Origin of the sequence: Undibacterium sp. CY21W, assembly GCF_014284265.1 — a bacterium.
In the GTDB taxonomy this organism is placed as follows: Bacteria; Pseudomonadota; Gammaproteobacteria; order Burkholderiales; family Burkholderiaceae_D; genus Undibacterium; species Undibacterium aquatile.
Map to the genome: position 1 here is coordinate 271,632 of NZ_JACOGE010000005.1, position 19,900 is coordinate 291,531.

20 protein-coding genes are annotated in these 19,900 nt (G+C 47.4%); 11 read left to right on the forward strand and 9 right to left on the reverse strand.

All coding sequences use genetic code 11. From position 1 onward, the window contains the following. Positions 1-225: 225 nt before the first annotated feature. Positions 226-2,982, forward strand: coding sequence for a phosphoenolpyruvate carboxylase (ppc, locus tag H8K29_RS13515; protein ID WP_186897996.1), 2,757 nt, complete (start codon positions 226-228; stop codon positions 2,980-2,982). 92 nt (positions 2,983-3,074) lie between these two features. Here the strand turns inward: ppc and H8K29_RS13520 are convergent, their stop codons facing one another. Further along, on the reverse strand, positions 3,075-4,199 hold the full coding sequence (locus H8K29_RS13520; RefSeq protein ID WP_222611483.1) for an ABC transporter substrate-binding protein: 1,125 nt from the start codon (positions 4,197-4,199) through the stop codon (positions 3,075-3,077). Positions 4,200-4,362: 163 nt separating this feature from the next. Between H8K29_RS13520 and mobB the strand changes: the two genes are divergently transcribed. From mobB to H8K29_RS13535, 3 genes are all read left to right on the forward strand, one after another. Beyond that, positions 4,363-4,896 (forward strand): molybdopterin-guanine dinucleotide biosynthesis protein B, encoded by a 534-nt coding sequence (mobB, locus tag H8K29_RS13525; RefSeq protein ID WP_222611484.1) that lies wholly within the window; start codon positions 4,363-4,365, stop codon positions 4,894-4,896. Between the two features lie 58 nt (positions 4,897-4,954). After that, entirely contained in the window at positions 4,955-5,155 is a 201-nt protein-coding gene (locus H8K29_RS13530; RefSeq protein ID WP_186885196.1) for a YjfB family protein, read from the forward strand. Positions 5,156-5,309: 154 nt separating this feature from the next. Further along, on the forward strand, positions 5,310-5,747 hold the full coding sequence (locus tag H8K29_RS13535; RefSeq protein ID WP_186885197.1) for a hemerythrin domain-containing protein: 438 nt from the start codon (positions 5,310-5,312) through the stop codon (positions 5,745-5,747). A 6-nt stretch (positions 5,748-5,753) separates the two neighbouring features. Here H8K29_RS13535 and H8K29_RS13540 read toward each other — a convergent pair whose 3' ends face one another. Continuing rightward, complete coding sequence (locus H8K29_RS13540; RefSeq protein ID WP_186897998.1) at positions 5,754-5,972, reverse strand: RNA-binding S4 domain-containing protein; 219 nt, start codon at positions 5,970-5,972, stop codon at positions 5,754-5,756. A gap of 316 nt (positions 5,973-6,288) precedes the next feature. Between H8K29_RS13540 and H8K29_RS13545 the strand changes: the two genes are divergently transcribed. The 5 genes from H8K29_RS13545 (at position 6,289) to H8K29_RS13565 (ending at position 10,701) form a co-directional block, all read left to right on the forward strand. Beyond that, on the forward strand, positions 6,289-6,546 hold the full coding sequence (locus tag H8K29_RS13545) for a DUF2282 domain-containing protein (protein WP_186897999.1): 258 nt from the start codon (positions 6,289-6,291) through the stop codon (positions 6,544-6,546). 59 nt (positions 6,547-6,605) lie between these two features. Then, a complete protein-coding gene (locus H8K29_RS13550) occupies positions 6,606-7,463 on the forward strand; it encodes a DUF692 domain-containing protein (protein WP_186898000.1) in 858 nt (285 codons plus the stop codon). Then, positions 7,460-8,248: a DNA-binding domain-containing protein gene (locus tag H8K29_RS13555; RefSeq protein WP_370527193.1), complete on the forward strand. Its 789-nt coding sequence runs from the start codon at positions 7,460-7,462 to the stop codon at positions 8,246-8,248. The genes H8K29_RS13550 and H8K29_RS13555 overlap by 4 nt, the downstream gene beginning before the upstream one ends. Positions 8,249-8,488: 240 nt before the next feature. Next, positions 8,489-10,015 carry a S9 family peptidase gene (locus H8K29_RS13560; protein ID WP_186898002.1) on the forward strand — a complete coding sequence of 509 codons (1,527 nt, stop codon included), beginning with the start codon at positions 8,489-8,491 and terminating at the stop codon, positions 10,013-10,015. A gap of 14 nt (positions 10,016-10,029) precedes the next feature. After that, positions 10,030-10,701 (forward strand): OmpW family protein, encoded by a 672-nt coding sequence (locus H8K29_RS13565; protein WP_186898003.1) that lies wholly within the window; start codon positions 10,030-10,032, stop codon positions 10,699-10,701. A gap of 73 nt (positions 10,702-10,774) precedes the next feature. Here H8K29_RS13565 and H8K29_RS13570 read toward each other — a convergent pair whose 3' ends face one another. From H8K29_RS13570 to H8K29_RS13580, 3 genes are read right to left on the reverse strand one after another with little or no spacing between them, the layout of a single operon-like run. After that, a complete protein-coding gene (locus H8K29_RS13570) occupies positions 10,775-11,746 on the reverse strand; it encodes a GGDEF domain-containing protein (RefSeq protein WP_223827012.1) in 972 nt (323 codons plus the stop codon). 49 nt (positions 11,747-11,795) lie between these two features. Next, positions 11,796-12,650: an HDOD domain-containing protein gene (locus H8K29_RS13575; protein WP_186898004.1), complete on the reverse strand. Its 855-nt coding sequence runs from the start codon at positions 12,648-12,650 to the stop codon at positions 11,796-11,798. Beyond that, complete coding sequence (locus tag H8K29_RS13580; RefSeq protein WP_186885204.1) at positions 12,647-12,967, reverse strand: hypothetical protein; 321 nt, start codon at positions 12,965-12,967, stop codon at positions 12,647-12,649. Before H8K29_RS13580 ends, H8K29_RS13575 begins: the two co-directional genes overlap by 4 nt. 222 nt (positions 12,968-13,189) lie before the next feature. On the opposite strand from H8K29_RS13580, the gene H8K29_RS13585 reads away from it, so the two are divergent. Beyond that, the gene (locus H8K29_RS13585) at positions 13,190-13,837 is read left to right on the forward strand and encodes a DUF1345 domain-containing protein (RefSeq protein WP_186898005.1); all 648 of its coding nucleotides are present in this window, start codon (positions 13,190-13,192) and stop codon (positions 13,835-13,837) included. Between the two features lie 8 nt (positions 13,838-13,845). Here the strand turns inward: H8K29_RS13585 and H8K29_RS13590 are convergent, their stop codons facing one another. Beyond that, positions 13,846-14,283, reverse strand: a complete 438-nt coding sequence (locus tag H8K29_RS13590) for a hypothetical protein (RefSeq protein WP_186898006.1) — start codon at positions 14,281-14,283, stop codon at positions 13,846-13,848. A gap of 200 nt (positions 14,284-14,483) precedes the next feature. Here H8K29_RS13590 and H8K29_RS13595 point away from each other — a divergent pair, with 200 nt between their 5' ends. Then, a complete protein-coding gene (locus tag H8K29_RS13595) occupies positions 14,484-15,722 on the forward strand; it encodes a nucleoside recognition domain-containing protein (RefSeq protein ID WP_186898007.1) in 1,239 nt (412 codons plus the stop codon). Between the two features lie 44 nt (positions 15,723-15,766). Here the strand turns inward: H8K29_RS13595 and H8K29_RS13600 are convergent, their stop codons facing one another. The 3 genes from H8K29_RS13600 to H8K29_RS13610 all read right to left on the reverse strand — a co-directional run bounded on the left by H8K29_RS13600 (position 15,767) and on the right by H8K29_RS13610 (position 19,833). Then, positions 15,767-17,530: a M14 family metallopeptidase gene (locus tag H8K29_RS13600; RefSeq protein WP_186898008.1), complete on the reverse strand. Its 1,764-nt coding sequence runs from the start codon at positions 17,528-17,530 to the stop codon at positions 15,767-15,769. Between the two features lie 155 nt (positions 17,531-17,685). Further along, positions 17,686-18,999, reverse strand: a complete 1,314-nt coding sequence (locus H8K29_RS13605; protein WP_186898009.1) for a TRZ/ATZ family hydrolase — start codon at positions 18,997-18,999, stop codon at positions 17,686-17,688. A 189-nt stretch (positions 19,000-19,188) separates the two neighbouring features. Next, on the reverse strand, positions 19,189-19,833 hold the full coding sequence (locus tag H8K29_RS13610) for a hypothetical protein (protein WP_186898010.1): 645 nt from the start codon (positions 19,831-19,833) through the stop codon (positions 19,189-19,191). Positions 19,834-19,900: the final 67 nt, after the last annotated feature.

Sequence of the window (19,900 nt, forward strand, 5' to 3'; positions counted from 1 at the left end):
CAACCTTGCTGGGTATGCTCGGTTTAACTGATCATTTTCTGAGGTGGGTTGAAATTTTCTGAATGTCGCCGGAATCCGGCGGAAACTTCAGAAAAAATGACTGCATTGACTATCGGACGCTGCGCATGACTTCGCACAAAGCTTGCAAGATTTTTCATCAATCGGCTGACCCGGCTAACGTACAATTTTCCCAGCATGTATTTTCACTTCCATTACTAACTCAACATGACCGATAAAGACGATGATAAAGACCAGAGCCTGCGTGAAGATATTCGCCGGCTGGGGCGCCTGTTAGGCGATACGGTAAGAAATCAGCATGGAGACGACGCTTTCGACCTGATAGAACGGGTGCGTCAGAACTCGATACGCTTTCGTCGTGACGCCGATCAGGCCGCACGCGTCGAGCTGGAATCCACCCTGAATACGCTGACCAACGACCAAACCACGCAAGTGATACGGGCGTTCAGCTATTTTTCACATCTGGTGAATCTGGCCGAGGATCAGCATCATATCCGCCGTTCGCGTGCGCATCAGATCGCGGGCTCGGCGCCGCGTCAGGGCAGTCTTGCTTTTACGATCGACGCTTTGTACAACACCGGTCACAGCACGCAGCAGTTACTGGATTTTTTTGAGCATGCGCAGGTGGCACCGGTGCTGACCGCGCATCCGACTGAGGTGCAACGCAAGAGCATACTGAATTGCCAGATGGTGATTACCCGTTTGCTGGATGAACGTGATCGCATGCAACTGACGCCGGAAGAATCGAGCGCCAATGAGGAAGCGCTGGCGCGCGCCGTGCTCACGCTGTGGCAGACGCGCATGTTGCGTATGTCGAAGCTGTCGGTGCTCGACGAAGTGGAAAACGGCCTGAGTTTTTACGACTACACTTTCCTGCGCGAGTTGCCGCATCTGTATGCGGGGTTGGAAGATTTGCTGGCATCCAAAGATTCGTTATTGCAGCAAATGGAATTGCCGAGTTTTATGAAAATGGGCAGCTGGATCGGTGGCGATCGCGATGGCAATCCTTTTGTGACCGCCCCCATTCTGGAAAAAACACTGGCAATGCAGGCGACGCGTGCATTCAAGTTTTATCTTGAGGAAATTCACACGCTGGGTTCGCAGTTGTCGATGGCAACTCTGCTGGTGAAAGTCTCAGACGATTTGCTGGCGCTGGCCCAGCGCTCACCCGATCATTCGCCGCACCGTGCCGATGAACCGTATCGCCTCGCGATCAGCGGTATTTATGCGCGTCTGGCCGCGACTTATACACAATTGCTCAGTCTGTTGCCGACGATACCTCCCAGTGGTGATGCGACGCCGTATGCTTATGCCGAAGAGCTGGCAGCCGATCTCGATATCATTCACCAATCCCTGATCAGCAATGGCTCTGCGGCGATCACCAGAGGCCGTCTGCGCCATCTGCGTCGTGCGGTGCGGGTGTTTGGCTTTTATCTGGCACCGCTGGATTTGCGCCAGAATTCCGACGTGCATGAACGCGTGGTTGCCGAGTTGTTGCAAGCCGCGAATCCGGAAATCGATTACCTGTCTTTGAATGAAGATCAGCGGATTGATGTGCTGGTCAAAGAGATCAGTTCGGCGCGACCTTTGGCATCGCCGTATCTGATTTATTCCGAAGAAACGCAATCGGAACTCGCCATCTACCGCGCTGCTGCGACGGCGAAACAACGCTATGGCGATGGCGCGGTGCCGAATTGCATCATCTCAAAAACGGATGGCGTTTCCGATATGCTGGAACTGGCTTTGCTGCTGAAAGAAGCGGGTTTGCTGCATCCGGCAGAAGGGCGTCTCGATGTGAATATCATTCCGTTGTTTGAAACCATAGAGGATTTGCAGAACAGTGCGCCGGTGATGGATAGATTGTTCAGCATTCCTGCTTATGCGCGTTTGCTCGGCAGTCGGCAACAAGCACAGGAAGTGATGCTCGGCTATTCGGATAGTAATAAAGATGGCGGCTTCCTGACTTCCGGCTGGGAATTGTATAAAGCTGAACTTGATCTGATTCAGGTGTTCGCGCGACATCAGGTGCGTTTGCGTTTGTTTCATGGCCGTGGTGGTTCTGTCGGTCGTGGCGGTGGCCCCAGCTATCAGGCAATACTGGCGCAGCCTGCCGGTGCAGTGCAGGGACAGATTCGTCTGACGGAACAAGGCGAGGTGATCACTGCCAAATACGGTAATCCGGAAGTCGGTCGCCGCAATCTGGAGGTGCTGGCCGCCGCGACGATGGAAGCGAGTTTGCTGGCACATCAAGAAGCGCCGCCGCGTCCGGAGTTTTTATCGGCAATGGAAGAGTTGTCTGCGCATGCCTTTAAAGCCTACCGTCATCTGGTCTACGAGACCGAAGGTTTTGAGCAGTATTTTTGGGAATCGACGGTGATTTCTGAAATTGCCGGTCTGAACATCGGCAGTCGCCCGGCATCACGCAAAAAATCGACAGCGATTGAAGATTTACGCGCGATTCCATGGGTCTTCAGTTGGGCGCAATGCCGTCTGATGCTGCCAGGCTGGTTCGGTTTTGGCGCTGCTGTGCAGGCCTATTTGCAGGCGCATCCTGACCATGGTTTGCAGAACTTGCAAGCGATGTTCCGCGACTGGTCTTTCTTCAGTACCGTGCTGTCGAATATGGAAATGGTGCTGGCAAAAAGTGATATCGGCATTGCCAGCCGCTATGCGGAACTAGTCAAGGATGACAGCTTGCGCGCACGGATTTTCCCGCGCATACAGGCTGAACATGCATTAACGATAGAGGTATTGAAATCCATTTCCGGGCAGGACGAATTGCTGGCCGCGAATCCGTTGCTGGCGCGTTCGATACGAAATCGTTTCCCCTATCTGTCGCCATTGAATCACGTACAGGTCGAGTTGCTCGAACGTTTCCGTCAGGGCGATACGGATGAGCGGGTGCGCCGTGGCATACATTTATCGATTAACGGTATTGCTGCCGGTTTGAGAAACAGCGGCTGATCCGTTGATCGATGCGGAAATAATAGATGCAAAAAAAGCCTCTCGATTTGAGAGGCTTTTTTTATGTGAACCAGCGGCAGAGCGTCAGAGTATCAGAACATAAGGCCGCCGCCTTTGCGGAATAAGGCGATGTCAACGTAACTCGACATCCGGTAGCTGCCTTCGTGCGGGGTCAGCAGTATGCCTCCCAGATCCATCGTCGATTTCTGGTTGGCGATGGATTGCAAACCGTCTTTACCTGATTTCGATAACTGAATCGCTTTTGCGAGGGTCTTGGCGACGACGAAACCCTCAAATGTCAGTGAGGATAAATCTTCGTCACGGAATTTTCTCATCATATTGCTGTGCTCGATCTGCACGATGGATTTCTTGCCTTGAGGATTTGGTATGACCTGTGAAAACACTGTCCATTCCAGTGATTTGGCACCGGCGACTTCTGCCAGCGTATCGAGGTTGGTCAGTGACATCCCGGCAACAAATGTTCTTGGCGCATATTTGCGGAATTCTTTTAAGAACAAACCCGTACTCAAGGTATCTGCGACGACGATGACGATATTCGGATTTGCTTTCGACAATGCGGCTGATTCACGCTCAATATCGGCAGGAGAACTATTGATGTGCACAATGCCGCTCATCTGCATTTTGCGTTTTTTCACTTCGTTACTCACGTATTGAAACATGTCCTGATTGACGCTGTTTTCCTGCACAGCGATGCCGACGCTTTTGATGCCGAGTTTGTCAAAGTAAGAGAAAATATATTGCATTTCCTGCTCAGGGCTGGGGCGCCAGAATAAGACACGATTGCCATAGCTTTTGACAGAGCCTATCAATGGTGCAAACAAGGTTTGTCCACTTTGCACAAATTTAGGCGAGCTGACAACGGCGTCGGTCACTGGTGCACCGATACCGCCCAGCATGTATTCTGCTTTATCTTTTTCCAGCAGTTCGGCGACTGCTTTGACCGATTGTGCCGGGATGCCCTGATCATCTCTGGCGAGATACTTTACTTTCCGGCCGTTGATGCCACCACTGGTATTGATGCTATCGAAATAGGTGGTGATACCCGCCACATAGTCGCGGCCGATACTGCCATTCGGGCCAGATAAATCAATGGCCTGTCCGATAATAATCTGGTTGTCCTGAGCATAAACCACAGAACTGAGCAGATTGCTGATGAAAACGAGAATGATGGCAAGCTTGCTTGAGAGGACTCTCATATTGAATTTGTGTCGATTGTTGCGGTGCACAGAAGTTTGCCATTGAATTGTTACTACATGACTACATTGCAATTTCACAATCAAACAGGGAGGGCGCTGACTCTGCTTTTGTTTGCGACAGATATGTTTATACTGGCGCTACTATTATTTTAGGATGCCGCAGATGGCTCAGAACATACTTGGTGTGGTTGGATGGTCGGGCAGCGGAAAAACGACGCTGCTGGAATTTCTGGTGAAGGAGTTGTGTACTCTTGGTCATAGTGTCAATGTGGTAAAGCATAGTCACCATGACATCATTATTGAGCCACCCCAAAAAGATAGTGCGCGCTTTCGCACCGCCGGCGCGGCAGAGGTTTTATTGGTTTCGCCTTATCGTTATGTTATGACACGCGAACTGCGTGGAGAGAGTGAGCCAGCGCTGATGGATATTTTGCCAAGATTGTCGGCATCTGATCTGATTTTTGTTGAAGGATATAAATGGGAAACCATTCCCAAAATCGAAGTGTATCGCCCGGCGCTTGGCAAACCTGCCATTTTTCCTGATGATCCGCATATTGTTGCAGTTGCTTCGGATGTGGCCGCCCCAGAGAATCTTCGCCCTGGCCTGGCCTGGCTGGATTTAAACAAGACGACAGATGTGCTGAAATGGATACTTGCTGAATTGCACGAGAAAAATTTTTCGACATCTTTAAAATAAAATTAAAGTAAACCTTATCTTCAGCCGTTAATAGAAACGTTTGATAAGGAGAATTGTCATGGATGTTACAGGTATAGCAAATGTTGCAACGACGCTCGCAGATGTTGGTACCAGCCAGGCAGTGAGCATTGCTGTGTTAAAAAAAGCAATGGATCTCCAGACTGAAAACGCTACCGCATTAATTCAGGCGATTCCGAATGCGAATCAGGTGCAAAATCTTCCGCCGCATCTTGGACAGAATATCAATACCACAGCTTAACTGGTCGTATTACCGCTCAGCAGCGAAGTAGTTAATACATTTCTCAAAACAGCGCACTTTTAAGTGCGCTGTTTTTATTTGTCAGATGATCTTTCGCAAGCAATCTTTGAACTGATCAGCCATAATCTCGCTACTTCATTGCACAGGAAAAAACATGACACAAAATACCTGGGGTTGGTCAGACCGGCTGAATTTAAGTTACGCACCGATGGACGATATTCATCATGAATTCGTCGAATTATGCGCGGCATTGTCTGAAAATAATCCTGATACATTTATTCAGCGTCTGGATGCACTGATCGCGCACTCGATTGAACATTTTGAACAGGAAAATCGCTGGATGGAAGAAACGGCATTTCCACCTGCGGGTTGTCACCGACAAGAACACGAAGCTGTGCTGGAAGTGATGCGCGAGGTGCGTCGCCGTGTTGAAGAAGAGGGCGATAATGAATTGGCGGCGCGTCTTGCTGAAGAGTTGCCGCACTGGTTTGAACATCACGTTGATACGATGGACAATATGCTTGCCCGTTTTATGGCGAATCTGACGGCAGATTCTATCTCTGGTGATGTGCAGGAAAAAGCGTCTGCCTGATTAATATCAGTCAGCGAGGACGCGTATTTCTACATCACCAAGGCGGACAACCTGACCTGCACGGATTTTGGCTGTTTTACGCAATTCCTGTTGCCCGTCAACGCTGACATCGCCGCTGGCAACGATGGCTTTGCCAGCGCCGCCGCTTTCGCAGATGCCGACTAATTTCAGTAACTGGTTTAATTCCACAAATTCGCCATTCAGGCTAAAACTCAGTTTTTGCATAGGATCTCCGTTCAGGCATTCAAAAAAGGGCGCAGCATACACCAATTCAAGCTGAGTCGGGAATTTGCCTGATCTGACTGCGCGTTTCATACACAACTGATATTTTGCCAGCATACAGACGATAAAATTCATCGCTGAGTAAAACATTGTCGCCACCCCGATTTGATTTTACTATTACTCGATATGGCGAGCCGGGCTGACTTTTTATTTGCACCCGATGATGTCCTTTGTTATTTTTGTTGTGGTCAGATGTCGTTATCAGAGATTGTAGTGCGCCATCTTTACATCAGACTATTTTACTTTTCAGGATATACAAATGAAGAATAAAGCAATAATTACCGCCGCACTTGCAGGCTTGATCGGCTCATCCCATGCGTCTGCGGCTGAGCCTGTGAAGAAAGAGAAGTGTTACGGTATCGCTAAAGCGGGGCAGAACGATTGTTCGTCGAAATCAGGCTCGCATTCCTGCGCGGGTCAGGCCAAGAAAGACAATGATCCTGATGAATGGAAAAAAGTACCGGCAGGCACGTGCGAAAAAATGGGTGGAAAAACTGATGCGCCTAAGAGCTCTTAATTACTCGTTACATCTATTCAGTTGATCCTGCAGATATGCACGGAAAATTTTCCGAGTCCATGTATCCTCATCCTGTCGGTGCCGGTGTAGGCCTGCGTACGCAGCACTATCAGGATTTTCTGACTGCGCCGGTGAATATTCAATGGCTGGAGGTGCATGCGGAAAATTACTTTGGCGACGGCGGGTACGATCTGCATGTTTTACAGCAGTTACGTAAAAACTATCCTGTCAGCTTGCATGGCGTTGGCCTTGGGCTGGGCTCAGCACATGGATTTCAACAAGAACACATTGCAAAGCTGAAACGACTGATCGGATATATCCAGCCTTGTCTGGTTTCCGAACATCTGTGCTGGGGCGCGGTAGCAGGACGAAGCTTGAACGACTTATTACCCATGCCTTTGACCCGGGAATCATTACACTTGTTTTGCGATCGGGTTGATCATTTACAAAATCAGTTGCAGCAGCGTGTGTTGATTGAAAACGTTTCTACTTATGTTCGTTTTCAGCATGATGAGATGAGTGAGACTGAGTTCTTATGCCAACTGGTGCAATCCACGGGATGCGGCATTTTGCTTGATATTAATAATTTATACGTGAATCAGGTAAATCACCACGAGAGCGCGCTCTTGGCTCTTGACCGCATTACTTCACTACCTGCAGGTTCTGTGGGAGAAATACATTTAGCCGGTCATTTACAGGCGGATGACTGTCTGATTGATAATCATGGTTGTTGTATTGCGGAACCAGTGTGGCAGTTATACGCGCAGGTATGCGAAAGCTTAGGCCCTGATGTCCCGGTGCTGATCGAATGGGATACAGATATTCCTGCGCTATCTGTTTTGCTCGGTGAAGCTGAAAAAGCAATGCAAATTCAGACCGGGTCAGTCAGGCCATTTCAGGTTAAAGGACTCGTATGACGTCGCGTGACCTTGCAAGCGTACAGGCGCAATTTGCGGAGGCACTGTTGCAACGACAAAGCACGGTCAACGAGGATTTGCCGTTAACCGAATTGTCACTAAGCAGGTTTTCATATTGCCGCAATAATTTGGCGGCCATCTGGTATGCCACGTTAAAAAATGCTTATCCGGTTTTACATCAACTTGTCGGGAATGTTTTTTTTTTGCAAATGGCAAGTGAGTATGGATATGCCTATCCTTCGAAGTCTGGTGATTTGAATGAGTTTGGTGCGGAGTTACCTTTGTACCTGGCACTGTCGGAAAGCAATACTGATTATCCGTATTTTGCAGACGTCGCAAGATTAGAGTGGCAACTGCATCGTTCGTATTACGCGGCGAATTCTCCGGCTTTAAGCTTACCGGTGTTTATCGCAACAACGGCGTCGCGTGGCCTGAATTTATCCTCTGCAATTTTACAGAGTCATCCAGCGGTGAGTTTGTATGCATCGTCCCTGCGCGGGCTTGATATCTGGCTTGCGCACCAACAATCCGATGCTATTGCTTTTCCATTGCTGACAGAGCTAGTAAACTATGGATTGATCGTAAGACAGAACTGGAAACCACAAGTCCTTCGATTGGAAAAGACGGAGTGGGCAGTGTTACGTAAATTGTTTCAGGGAGAGAGTCTTGAAAGTGCACTGGACTACGCCCTGCATCAAGACTGTGAATTTCCGATTCAGGCCAGTCTGAACCGTTGGTTTCATCTGGAAATATTTTCAGATGTGGTTCGCTTTTGCGAAGATTAACGGCCAAGCCCCTTTGCCGAAAACAATTGTGAATTTATACTGTCAATTCATCTACATCTATTATTCCATTTAGGGTGTAAACATTTTAAGAATGTTTCCTCTAGATTTATCAATGTAGCTATTAATACATCTGCGCAGGTGACATACTACGCGGTAAGTTTTTAGAACGCTCGTTCCTTTATCTTTTAAGTCAGCGTTTTTAGTAACTTACATACAAATTCTTATAGGAGAGAGACACTCATGCGTCATTATCAAATTGCGCTCAGCCTGTTGTCCGCAGCCGTTTTATCGGCTTGTGGTGGCAGTGGCAGCGAAGGCCCGGCTATTAATACTTCTGTTGCCCGCGGAACCTTATATGCAAACCCACCTAATCTTGTGCCAATTCCACAAGCAAGTGGTCCAGCGCTCACAAAATTAGATCCAGTCGTCTTTAAAGCAATGCTGGAAGCCAAAAAACCAGGTTTGACGCAGGTAACTGGCACTCCTAAGTGTGAAATTTCCACTTACTACATGAAATACGCAACTGTTGGCGGTGCAAACGAAGCAACTGATGCAACAGGCGCGATTATGGTTCCTTCTGGCAGTGACCCGGCATGTACTGGTCCACGTCCAGTATTGTTATATGCTCACGGCACAACAGTTGAGAAGTCTTTCAACATGGCTAATTTGAGAGATAACTCGGAAGCCTCCCTGGTTGCTGCAATGTATGCAGCGCAAGGCTTTATCGTTGTTGCTTCGAATTTTGCCGGTTACGACGTATCTTCACTGACGTATCATCCTTATCTGAACGCGGATCAACAAGCTGACGATATGGTGGATTCATTACGTGCTGCCCGTGCTGCATTTCCAAGAATTAATGCGCAGGACTCAGGTAAGTTAGTCATCGCTGGTTATTCACAGGGCGGTCACGTGGCGATGGCAACGCAACGTGCGATGCAGCAAAAATATGCATCCGAGTTTAAAGTCACAGCTTTAGCCGGTATGTCTGGTCCGTATGCGATGGCTTTATTGGGTGATGCGGTTTTTGCGGGTAGTCCGAATGCAGGTGGCACCGTATTTTTGCCAATGATAACAACAGCATGGCAGAAATCTTATGGCAACATCTACGCGTCGGCGAATGAGATTTATGAAGATAAATACGCCACAGGAATTGAAACCCTGATTCCAGGTGGATTGACAATGACCGATTTGTTCACCACAGGTAAATTGCCTTCTTTAGCGATGTTTGCTAAAGACTCTTTGCCGGGTCCTTCAACACCGGCATTCAGTGGATTTTTTGGTGATGGTAACCTGATTAAAACGAGCTATCGCAATGCCTACCTTGCAGATGCTCAGAAAAATCCATGTGGTACAAATCCGGCGGATCCGTTGAATTGTTCACCAGCTAACGCTTTCCGTAAAGCCGGAGTCAAAAACGACTTGCGTAATTACGTTCCAAACGTCCCTGTCATGTTATGCGGTGGTGGCAGCGATCCTACAGTGTTTTTTGCCAGCACACAGGCTACAGCAGGATTTTTCCTCGCCAAGGGTTTCCCAAGCGCATATCTGACAACGCTCGACGTGGATACAAATCCAACCAGCGCAGCGGATCCTTTTGCTGCCGCAAAAGTTGGTTTTGCTCAATCTAAAGCAGGTGTTATTGCTGCTGCGGTTGCAGCAAAACAAGATCCTGCTACTGCTGTTGCCAGCGTGTATCACGGCACTTTGGTTCCACCGTTCTGTAATGCTGCAGCACGTGGTTTCTTCCAACAAGTTCTGGCTAAATAATCGGGAGAATGACCATGAAAAAAACTAAAATGATTGCAGCATTGGCGTTAGCTTTGTCAGCTTCTTCCGCTTTTGCTTACGACAACACAGTGAAAGCTGGCGTCATCGGACTTTGGATTCATTCCGACTCGCCGGATTTTACAAGTAATGGCCCGGCCTATCTGACGCCACAGCCTGCGGGCTTGACCGTTGGCGATGGCAAGACCTTGATGTTTGGTTTTACACGTAAATTGAACGATCACTTCGATCTCGATTTTACTGCTGGCTTACCTCCTGAGCATAAAGTGTATGGTCGCGGCACGATGGGGCCGTACGGAGTCATTGCGAAAGTTAAGCAACGGGCGCCGACGCTGTTCGTGAACTACAACTTTGGTGCGCCATCTGAAAAGATACGTCCATTTGTTGGTCTCGGTCTTAACTACACACAGTTTTTTGACGCAACTACAACACCATCGAATGATATCGCTACCGGTGGTCCGACAAAGTTGAGTTTGAAAGAGTCGTTTGGTCTTGCTGGTCAAGTCGGTATCAAATATCAATTTGATGATCGCTGGTCTGTCACCGGTGCTATTGTTGCAGCGAAAGTGAAGACCGATCTGACGGCGATTACTGGCAGTATTGAGCGCAAAACGACAATTGATTTCAGACCTGTAGTTGTGACGCTCGGTGTCGGTTACAGCTTCTGATAAAAACAGTGGTTTGAAATAAAAAAGGGTTCGAATATCGAACCCTTTTTTTCATCCTGCGTCTGCGAAAAGATCATGCCGCCACTTGATTTCTGCCTGCATCTTTCGCGCGATACAGCGCTGCATCGGCGACTGAAATCAATTGCAAAAAGTCTTGTTCTGCTTGAAGTGTCGCAACGCCGAAAGAACCTGTGATATGTGGCAGCGGCTTTTTTGCATCAGGGAATACTTTGGTCTTGCTCAAGCGGGTACACAAACGCTGAGCTACCCCTATCGCCGCTTTTTGAGTGGTTCCCGGCAAAATGACGATCATTTCTTCACCACCGTAGCGAGCGGCAAAATCGGTTGGCCTTAATCCCGCATTCAATACTTTAGCCGCTGTTTGTAATGCGTCATCGCCCAGCAAGTGGCCGTATTCGTCATTGAAGCGTTTAAAATGATCCAGATCGACCAGAATAATACTGAGCGGATTGCCGCTCACATGTGCGTGTTCTATCATCGGTGGTAGCTGTGCATTCAACCAGGCGCGGTTATGCAGTCCGGTCAAGCCGTCAACCATGGATAACTGGCGATAGAATTCGCCGACTTTTTGTCTGCTGCGGATTTGCGCGTTTGCAGTACGGATTCTGAACGATAAAAGTTGCAACAGGTTACGTGCCACACCGTTAGATTGATCGATCAGCTGCCATAAGGTTTCAGCTTCAATGACAAGCAGGTCACTATCGGATAATGCAGAAATTGTTGCTGAATGAATTTCCTCATCCAGCACGGATATTTCACCGACACATTCCCCCGGCAGATACTGTGTGATGGAATTTTCTATGTGATTATTGTCTTCATTGAGCTTGGTGATGCCGAGAGCGCCATTCAGTACGATGAACAGACGGGAGCCTGAGCTGTTTGCATCCAGTACGATTTGTCCGGCTCTTGCTTTTACGATCGGACAGTCTTTGATGATATTCCGGATGAGCTGAAGATTTTCATCAGTTATATCGCGAAATAAATGAATATCGTCGATCCGGTATTTCGCATCTTTAAAATACATCAATTGTTCCAAAATCGTTTTATCCAGATACATGAGTCAATAATCGTGTTCAAATTAAAATCTGATTTAGTGCCTCAACCCGCATTTCAGTTTCACGGAATATGCCAAGGTACTCTGTTTCGCTAAGGGCTAGCGTATCCCAAGCATGTGCTGACAGCAAGGGGACAACATCATTTTTTTCATCAGCGAGATCGAGCGCATGCACCACAGCATCTGCAACGTGAACAACAGATGCCAGTGGATGTATACCGGCTATGTCTGGGCAATGGTGGCCTCTGATCGCATCCTGAATTGCTTCTGCAAAAAACCATTGCTGCGCTAGTGCCAGCCCCGCATCGACATGGTCTATGCCCATGATTTCACGTTCCGCATCAAGCAAATAACAATCCTTGAGTTGCCGATGCTTAATGACTTCTGCATATTTTTCAGGATAATAGGTCACCAGAACCAAGCGACCAATGTCATGCAAAAGTCCTGCCGTAAACGCAAAATCATGTTTCATGTGAAGTGCCCGGGAAATTAATTCAGCACAAATGGCGGTTGCCACGCTGTGTCGCCAGAAAGCCTGAAAATTAAATCCCTCGCAGTAAGATGCAGAGCTACGGTTGGCAAGTATCGTCAGACGAACCAGATTCTTGATCTTTTCAACGCCGAGCAAGGCAGTTGCCTGCTGAATCGTTACTACCCTTGAATTAACACCAAAATGTGATGAGTTGACCAGACGCAGTACCTTGGCAGTGATGGCATGGTCCATCGCAATCTTTTCGTTGATTAAATCCAGGCTGCTGTTTTCATCTTCCAGAACGGAGACCAGCTCACGCGCAACGGCTGGCAGCATTGGCAGATCTTTCATATGCTTGATCATGTCCTGCAGAAGCGCATTTTTTTCAACATCTGTTTTCATGTTGAGTCTCCTTCGCGGTAATGCTGTATGTATTTTTGTAGCAGATTCAGAGGTCTTTCGGCAGGATACTTCCGAAACAACAATGGAATACGTTCAATTTTATGTTGACGCTCTTCCAGCTCGTCCGGGCTGGGGGTATTGTCTTTCTCTATGCATAGCTGACTGATTCCATGCGTCGCCAGGGAATGCAGCATGTTTTCGCTTAAAGTTGTTCCGGCAGGAAGCAGAATATGACCGACCTTATCAAGCAAATCATCTGCCAGTATCATCCCGGCAGTAACCTTGTTCAGCGATAAGTAATGACTATGTTTGTTCATTTTGCAGGCTCCCGATTCAGGTGCTTATCTCATCACACATATTGCCGGATATTTGGAAATGCGAAATGTTCTTCATTTAAAAAAATCTACATTTTGCAACAGAGTGATCATGCTTTCTTTGCATACATCCAGGCGAACTGCTTATCTCAGTGGCTATACTACACCTCATCTTGAAAGTTTCTATTGATACATGTTCACAAATATATATAAAGGTCGGAAACAGTGAGTAATCTTTTATTGCACAGGCCACGTCTGGTGGCTACTTTTTTGATCGCGACAATAGTGGCAGTATTTTTACCCGAGACCTGGGCATTTTCAACGCGTGCGTTATTTTGCTGGAATATCGGCGTGTGGTCGTATCTCGCTTTGATGGCATGGTTGATGGTTCGTGCAAAAAATTACCATGTCCGCGAGATGGCGATGCAAGAAGATAACAGTGCGGTTGCTGTCCTCGCCTTATTATCAATTTCAGCAACGATCAGTCTTGTGGCGATTGTGATAGAACTGACCGGTACCCGCGCGTTAGCACCAGACCTGCGGGCGCTTAAATATATATTTGCAGGAGTCACCGTCTTGGGTTCCTGGGCTTTACTTGGTGTGGTGTTTTGCTTCCATTACACGCTGTTGTTTTACAATTCTCCGGAACAGCAGCGAGCATTACGTTTTCCAGATAACGAACAGATGCCAGATTATTGGGACTTTCTTTATTTCTCGTTCACGATTGCGGTTGCTGCACAGACTTCCGATGTTTCTGTCGCTTCTCATAGCGCGCGTAAAACGGTATTGGCACAATCTGTGTTGAGTTTTTTCTTCAATGTTGCCGTACTGGGGTTTTCTATTAATATTGCGGCCGGACTCGTCGGCAACTAAATCAAGCATTAGTCTTCTCTGTGATGATGTCTGCGTCGCTCTCTCCACTCATGCTCTTCATACCGATCTGCCCGCCAGACCTCACGCTCGCGCCAGGGTCGGCCATAGTTTTGTTCGACGTACTGATGATACACATACGGTTGAGGTGAACTCAGTACGACAGGAATGCCACCGAAACGCGCATCGATATTAATGAAATAAGGGAGTCGGCTATTTGCTTCCCATCTGCGTCCATCTGACCAATACCATGTTTGTGATTGTGGCGAGAAGTACACCTGACGTGACGGGTAATAAATATAATTGTAGTTCCGGACTGGCTCTGCTTCATACCTGTCGTGATGCCAATGGCGCCAGCCGTGATCATGAGCTTCCGCAATCTGCCAGACGCCGGCAGTGAGCACGCAGGCAACGATGGCGGTGACTGTTTTAAATCTGAAATTAGACATGTCATTTTCCTGAAATGGGGTGATCAGATAACGTCTTGTGACTCGCCCTCGCTGACAAAAGAAAATAAATACTCAGGAAAATACTGCAACAAACTGTTACTGCTATACCTCGTACTTATACCTGAATCCGAAAAAATCATTCGGCGGTACTTTGTTTTCATGTTAAAAAGATTCCACTTGCAATCTTATATTCTGGCGCTATGGCACTTAATTATATTTGGATAGGTTTTTTTCTTATCAGCTTTATCGCGGCTTTAGGGCAGTGGATTTTTCTCGGCGATGTTGAGGTATTCAAACGGATTATCGATGGTACTTTTGACTCTGCGAAAATAGGTGTGATGGAAATTGCTTTGCCTTTGGCTGGTGTCATGACCTTGTGGTTAGGGATCATGAATATTGGTGAGAAAGCGGGTGCCATCAATTTATTAGCGAAAATTATTGGGCCTTTTTTTGCCAGAATTTTTCCGGGCGTTCCGCAGAGTCATCCGGCGAACGGGCATATGGTGATGAATTTTTCGGCGAATTTGCTCGGTCTCGATAATGCTGCGACGCCGTTTGGTCTGAAAGCGATGGAAAGTCTGCAAACGCTCAATCCAAAAAAAGACGAGGCAAGTGACGCGCAAATCATGTTTTTGGTTTTGCATACCTCGGGTCTGACGCTGATTCCTCTGGCGATCATGGCGCAGCGCGCGGTTCTTGGGGCGAAAGACCCATCCGATATTTTTATTCCATGTCTGATCGCGACGTACGTCGCAACTGTCGTCGGTCTGATCGCCGTGGCTATTTGTCAGCGAATTAATTTATTTAACCGGGTAGTGATGTCCTGGCTCGGTGGCATCAGTGCTTTTATTATTGGCATGGTCTGGTATCTTAGTCAGCACATGAGCCGCGCAGAAATTGAGATTTTCTCTAAGGTCAGCAGTAATTTGCTGTTGTTCTCGATTATTGTTGCGTTCATTCTTGGCGCCATGCGTAAAAAGGTGAATGTCTATGAGGCATTTATCGAAGGCGCAAAAGGGGGGATGCAAACCTCGTTGACGATTATCCCTTATCTGGTCGGGATGTTAGTGGCGATCGGTGTGTTGCGAAATTCTGGCGTGTTGGGATTTGTTGTCGCCGGTTTTAACTGGTTTTTTACACAGATAGGAGTCAATACGGATTTCACTTCAGCATTACCCACCGCATTAATGAAGCCTTTGAGCGGCAGCGGCTCACGGGCGATGATGGTGGATGCGATGAAAACCTATGGTGTCGATTCTTTTGTGGGGCGCCTAGCTTGTATTTTTCAGGGATCGGCGGATACCACTTTTTATATCGTCGCACTGTATTTTGGCTCTGTCGGTATCCGTAAAACCAGATATGCGATTTCAGTGGGATTGATCGCTGATTTTGCCGGTGTTATTGCTGCGATTTTTGTTGCTTACTTATTTTTCCATTAATTTGATTTACTTCAATGAATGAGGAGGTTTGCTCCTCATTCATTTTATTTGGGAAAAATATTTGTTCTGAAGATCGGGTATTGTTGATATTGCTGATCCCAGGATGAGTGGCGACGGGCAAAGAACTCTAAACGCGCCTGCGGGCTTTTAGCAAACTCGGCATCGTCTTTCAGTTTTTTTTCAAAGATGGATTTGAGTTCAGGGTTAGCCGCCAATTGTTCGCGTGCAACATCTTCCGCGACGTATGCTTCCATATATTCTTTTTTCTCGAAAGCATTATTGAAAAAACCCCATCTGACGAGTGCATCCGGTGCCTGTGGCTCAAATAGCGCGGCGACCAGCGCAGCTTTAGGTTGAGCAGAGGGAATAAATAAAGAACCTTTGCCAAAAGACGCCTGATCGTCAGTCCATTCCCCTTTTAGTTGCAGTGTTTGATGGCTTTCCGTTGACTGTGGTGACAATATCGCTTTCGTCGCGTTGAAGCGTTCTACTGCGATGTTGTTAAGCGCGTTGCCGAGTGATTGAAATTGTATTCCGTGAGTCCTTAATTTATGAATGACGATTCTGGCGTAGGATGCCGGAACAATATATCCCGCTTGCGGCATCGTGATGTAGGTATCAGGGATAATTTCATCGCGCAGTTTGACTTGCCATATTTGTGGCTTGCTTTCGTCGTATCTCGTCATTAATGCACCGGAAATTTCTGATGGCTTTCTGGTGTATGCATAACCCCGGAAATCAATCAGGTGAGATTTATCCGTCGTCTTGTAAGTGACAGGGACAGGTTTGCCTGCCATTTTTATTGAGCGTAAATCTGCTTCCGACGCGATTTTTTCCCATTCATTACCGTATCGTGCAACTTGTTCCAGAATGGAGGTGATCGTATTTTTGGTAATTCTGACCCGGGTCGCGTAATTTCTCCAGGAATGGGTTTCTACCAGTATGCCAAAGCGATTTCTTAATTGAAAATAGCCGTGTGAAAAGCGCGGTGCGGGTACTCCGTCAACAAATCCAGACGCTGGATCATCTTCCTTGTCAAACGACATGTAAAACGGTTGAGGCAAAGAGCCCGTTTTGCTGAGATCGGCCAGTACATTTTCCTGCAATTTTTTGCCTGCTGCTTTTAAGCCTTCATCTCCGGCGTGCAGCGGTTCCACCTGAACGGAAATGTCATGCTCAAATTTTGCCCCGTCAGTGACATGCAGATCAACGTTAACCAAAGGGTCCCAGTGATTGATCAGGCGCAGCATAGATTGCATTTCAACGGTATCTGCTTTGACGTAATCACGATTCAGATTGTAGTTCTGTGCCGTGGTACGCCATCCCATTTCTTCAGGCCCGCGCTGGTTTGGTCGATTCCAGCGACCAAACCTTTCATGTCCGTCAACGTTGAACACAGGAATGAAAATAAACACCTGTTTATCTAAAATGTCGTTTGTTGCCGTGTTGTCCAGTAACTCTCTTAAAGCAAGAAATCCAGCGTCCTTTCCATCAATTTCGCCTGCGTGAATTCCTCCCTGAATCAAGGTAACGGGAATATGCTTTTCTTTTGCAAGATAGGGGGTGAACGCATTTGTCCTGGTGGTGATGAGCGCCAGCATCGGACGGCCTTCTGGTGTTCGTCCGAATTCCTGACAACGGACTAGCTTAGGGTAATTTTTCTGGAAATTACGGCAGAGGGTTTCGACTTCATCGTAACGCCCGGTCTTTTGAAAGTTACTCTGTTCGGCAATCGTACTAAGATTTTCCGCTGCCAGGCAGATACTGCTGCTGAATAAAAATGTTAAATAAAATGGTAAACGTTTCATTGTGAACGAGAGTAAAAAATGGTCGGAACGATCTCTGCGCAAATACATGCAGGTGTCTGTTTCCTGAAAATCGGACAAACATGATGCTTGTACAGGTCTTTGCCCTTCGCAATCGCAAACCGACACGCAGGCTTCAACTGGCACCAGATACCTGGTCAATCATTGACAATACGTGCCTGCCACCACTTTGCTTTTGCAAGCAAATTCGGTTCAACTAAAGTTGTTAACCGGCGATTTTCCATTAAGCATTGCCCATTGACCCAGACATGACTGACTTGTTCCCGGCCCGCTGCATAAATAATCTGAGATACGGGATCGAAAACAGGTTGAGTTTCAATGGCGGAAAGATCGATAGCAATAATATCGGCCTGTTTTCCTGCAATCAGGCTACCTATCTGATCTTCCAGCCCCAGCGCTCTGGCACCTGACAACGTTGCCATCTCTAATGCTGAGTGCGCATCCAGCGCGGTGGGGTCATTTGACTGCGCTTTTGCGAGCAAAGCTGCTAAACGAAGATCACCCAGTAAGTCGAGTTTGTTATTACTTGCGGCACCATCAGTGCCTATACCGACATTGATGCCCGCCGCCTGCATTGCATGGATACGGGCGAAGCCTGAAGCGAGCTTCAAATTGCTGGCTGGATTGTGCGCAATGTGTACACCGGTACGGGACAACAGGGAAATGTCGTTATCGTCAGCATGCACCATATGCGCGGCGATCAGGCGATTGCTTAATAATCCTAGTTGATGCAGACGTTGCAGCGGCCTTATGCCGTGTTGTTTCAGGCTGTCACTCACTTCCTCTGCGGTTTCATGAATATGGCAGTGAATTCCCATGCCATGTTTTTCTGATAGTTCAATAATTTTTCTGAACGTATCATCTGCAACGGTATAAGGCGCATGGGGCGCGAGTCTGAATCCAACACCTTCCTGATTCGCAAATGCGGTTGATGCTTCAATCGCCTTATCCAGATATTCGCTCGCATTTTGTGCGAATCCGGTCGGAAATTCCAGAATACTGCAGCCGACTATTGTACGCATTCCTGCTTGAAGTCCCGCTTTCGCCACCGCCTGATGATGAAAATACATATCATTGACTGTGGTTGTTCCGCCACGGATCATCTCAGCCATTGCATACAGAGTTCCATCAAGTACAAATTCATCTGACACATGTTTCTTTTCTGCTGGCCAGATGTGGTGATTCAGCCAATCCATCAGAGCCAGATCATCTGCCAGACCACGCAACAGGCTCATGGCAGAATGGGCATGGAGATTGATAAAGCCAGGGGTCAGCGCATGCTCTTTCAATTCAATGTGCGTGGCGTCCTGATAACGCAGGCGTACATCTGATTCTGGGAGAACGGCTATGATTTTTCCGTTCTGCATTACCAGTGAATGGGCAAGCAACACAGTCGCTTTGGGTTCAACGGGAATCAGGTATTTGGGATGTAGGCAGGTAATTGATTTCATGGCATTCCTCTGAACGGGAAGGCCATTATATCGGGCGGATGAGCTTCGCTCAATTTACCGAGAGACGATCTGTTTTAGCTGCGTAAATAATGCAGTGAATGCCACTATGGCGAAGACTAACATCATTTCGCTGAATGGCGGTTCATAAAAAATACCGTCAGCAGAGCGGTATTTTTACTATGAGCATGTTTAATTCGGTAATTGTTTCGACAGCGCCTTCGTATTCGTCAGCGTATCGTTCAACACAGAAATCAGAAGCGAACGGGTTAATTGTGATTTAGTTGTGTAGCCATCTATTGCAAACTGGCTGCTGACTTTTTCTTCCGGCGCATAGCCCGGTTGACCAGTGCGTAAGATAATCCGGATGTCATTTTTCCCTAATTTGCCACGAACAACTTTGACCAGTTCCAGTCCCGCATCCACTGTTTCCATGACGACATCGAGTAAGATCAGAGACAGGTCGTCATTCTGAACAATCAGTTCTTCTGCCTCTTTGGCAGAGTAAGCATGCAGGAATTCCAGCGGACGACCATGAATACGAACACCATTTAACGCAAGTACGGTTGTTTCGTGAACGTTACTATCGTCGTCTGTAATCAGGATTTTCCATGGATGAACAGCAGTTCCCAGAGAAAAATTCGGTTCATCTTCTTCGAGAAAGTCGATGATGTCGTCTTGCGTCTCATCTGGCGACGAGGCATTTTTTCGACGGCAATAAGAAATAAAAAAATCAATATTGCATAGCGAGAGACGATCTTTCGTCTGTCTGTTGCCCATACCGTAATCGGTGCTTTCTTTTCGCAAGCCGGGCATGTGACTGTGTTGTTGTTCCATCAGTGCTCTCCCTGGTGCTTGAAAATATTCGTTTTCAGTTCTTATCTTATGTGAAGTGCCAATCTTT

What these genes read in the sequence shown, in the direction of transcription:
- ppc (WP_186897996.1), top strand. Translation starts at nt 226, where the DNA reads ATGACCGATAAAGACGATGATAAAGACCAGAGCCTGCGTGAAGATATT.
- H8K29_RS13520 (WP_222611483.1), bottom strand. Translation starts at nt 4,199, where the DNA reads ATGAGAGTCCTCTCAAGCAAGCTTGCCATCATTCTCGTTTTCATCAGC.
- mobB (WP_222611484.1), top strand. Translation starts at nt 4,363, where the DNA reads ATGGCTCAGAACATACTTGGTGTGGTTGGATGGTCGGGCAGCGGAAAA.
- H8K29_RS13530 (WP_186885196.1), top strand. Translation starts at nt 4,955, where the DNA reads ATGGATGTTACAGGTATAGCAAATGTTGCAACGACGCTCGCAGATGTT.
- H8K29_RS13535 (WP_186885197.1), top strand. Translation starts at nt 5,310, where the DNA reads ATGACACAAAATACCTGGGGTTGGTCAGACCGGCTGAATTTAAGTTAC.
- H8K29_RS13540 (WP_186897998.1), bottom strand. Translation starts at nt 5,972, where the DNA reads ATGCAAAAACTGAGTTTTAGCCTGAATGGCGAATTTGTGGAATTAAAC.
- H8K29_RS13545 (WP_186897999.1), top strand. Translation starts at nt 6,289, where the DNA reads ATGAAGAATAAAGCAATAATTACCGCCGCACTTGCAGGCTTGATCGGC.
- H8K29_RS13550 (WP_186898000.1), top strand. Translation starts at nt 6,606, where the DNA reads ATGTATCCTCATCCTGTCGGTGCCGGTGTAGGCCTGCGTACGCAGCAC.
- H8K29_RS13555 (WP_370527193.1), top strand. Translation starts at nt 7,460, where the DNA reads ATGACGTCGCGTGACCTTGCAAGCGTACAGGCGCAATTTGCGGAGGCA.
- H8K29_RS13560 (WP_186898002.1), top strand. Translation starts at nt 8,489, where the DNA reads ATGCGTCATTATCAAATTGCGCTCAGCCTGTTGTCCGCAGCCGTTTTA.
- H8K29_RS13565 (WP_186898003.1), top strand. Translation starts at nt 10,030, where the DNA reads ATGAAAAAAACTAAAATGATTGCAGCATTGGCGTTAGCTTTGTCAGCT.
- H8K29_RS13570 (WP_223827012.1), bottom strand. Translation starts at nt 11,746, where the DNA reads ATGTATTTTAAAGATGCGAAATACCGGATCGACGATATTCATTTATTT.
- H8K29_RS13575 (WP_186898004.1), bottom strand. Translation starts at nt 12,650, where the DNA reads ATGAAAACAGATGTTGAAAAAAATGCGCTTCTGCAGGACATGATCAAG.
- H8K29_RS13580 (WP_186885204.1), bottom strand. Translation starts at nt 12,967, where the DNA reads ATGAACAAACATAGTCATTACTTATCGCTGAACAAGGTTACTGCCGGG.
- H8K29_RS13590 (WP_186898006.1), bottom strand. Translation starts at nt 14,283, where the DNA reads ATGTCTAATTTCAGATTTAAAACAGTCACCGCCATCGTTGCCTGCGTG.
- H8K29_RS13595 (WP_186898007.1), top strand. Translation starts at nt 14,484, where the DNA reads ATGGCACTTAATTATATTTGGATAGGTTTTTTTCTTATCAGCTTTATC.
- H8K29_RS13600 (WP_186898008.1), bottom strand. Translation starts at nt 17,530, where the DNA reads ATGAAACGTTTACCATTTTATTTAACATTTTTATTCAGCAGCAGTATC.
- H8K29_RS13605 (WP_186898009.1), bottom strand. Translation starts at nt 18,999, where the DNA reads ATGAAATCAATTACCTGCCTACATCCCAAATACCTGATTCCCGTTGAA.
- H8K29_RS13610 (WP_186898010.1), bottom strand. Translation starts at nt 19,833, where the DNA reads ATGGAACAACAACACAGTCACATGCCCGGCTTGCGAAAAGAAAGCACC.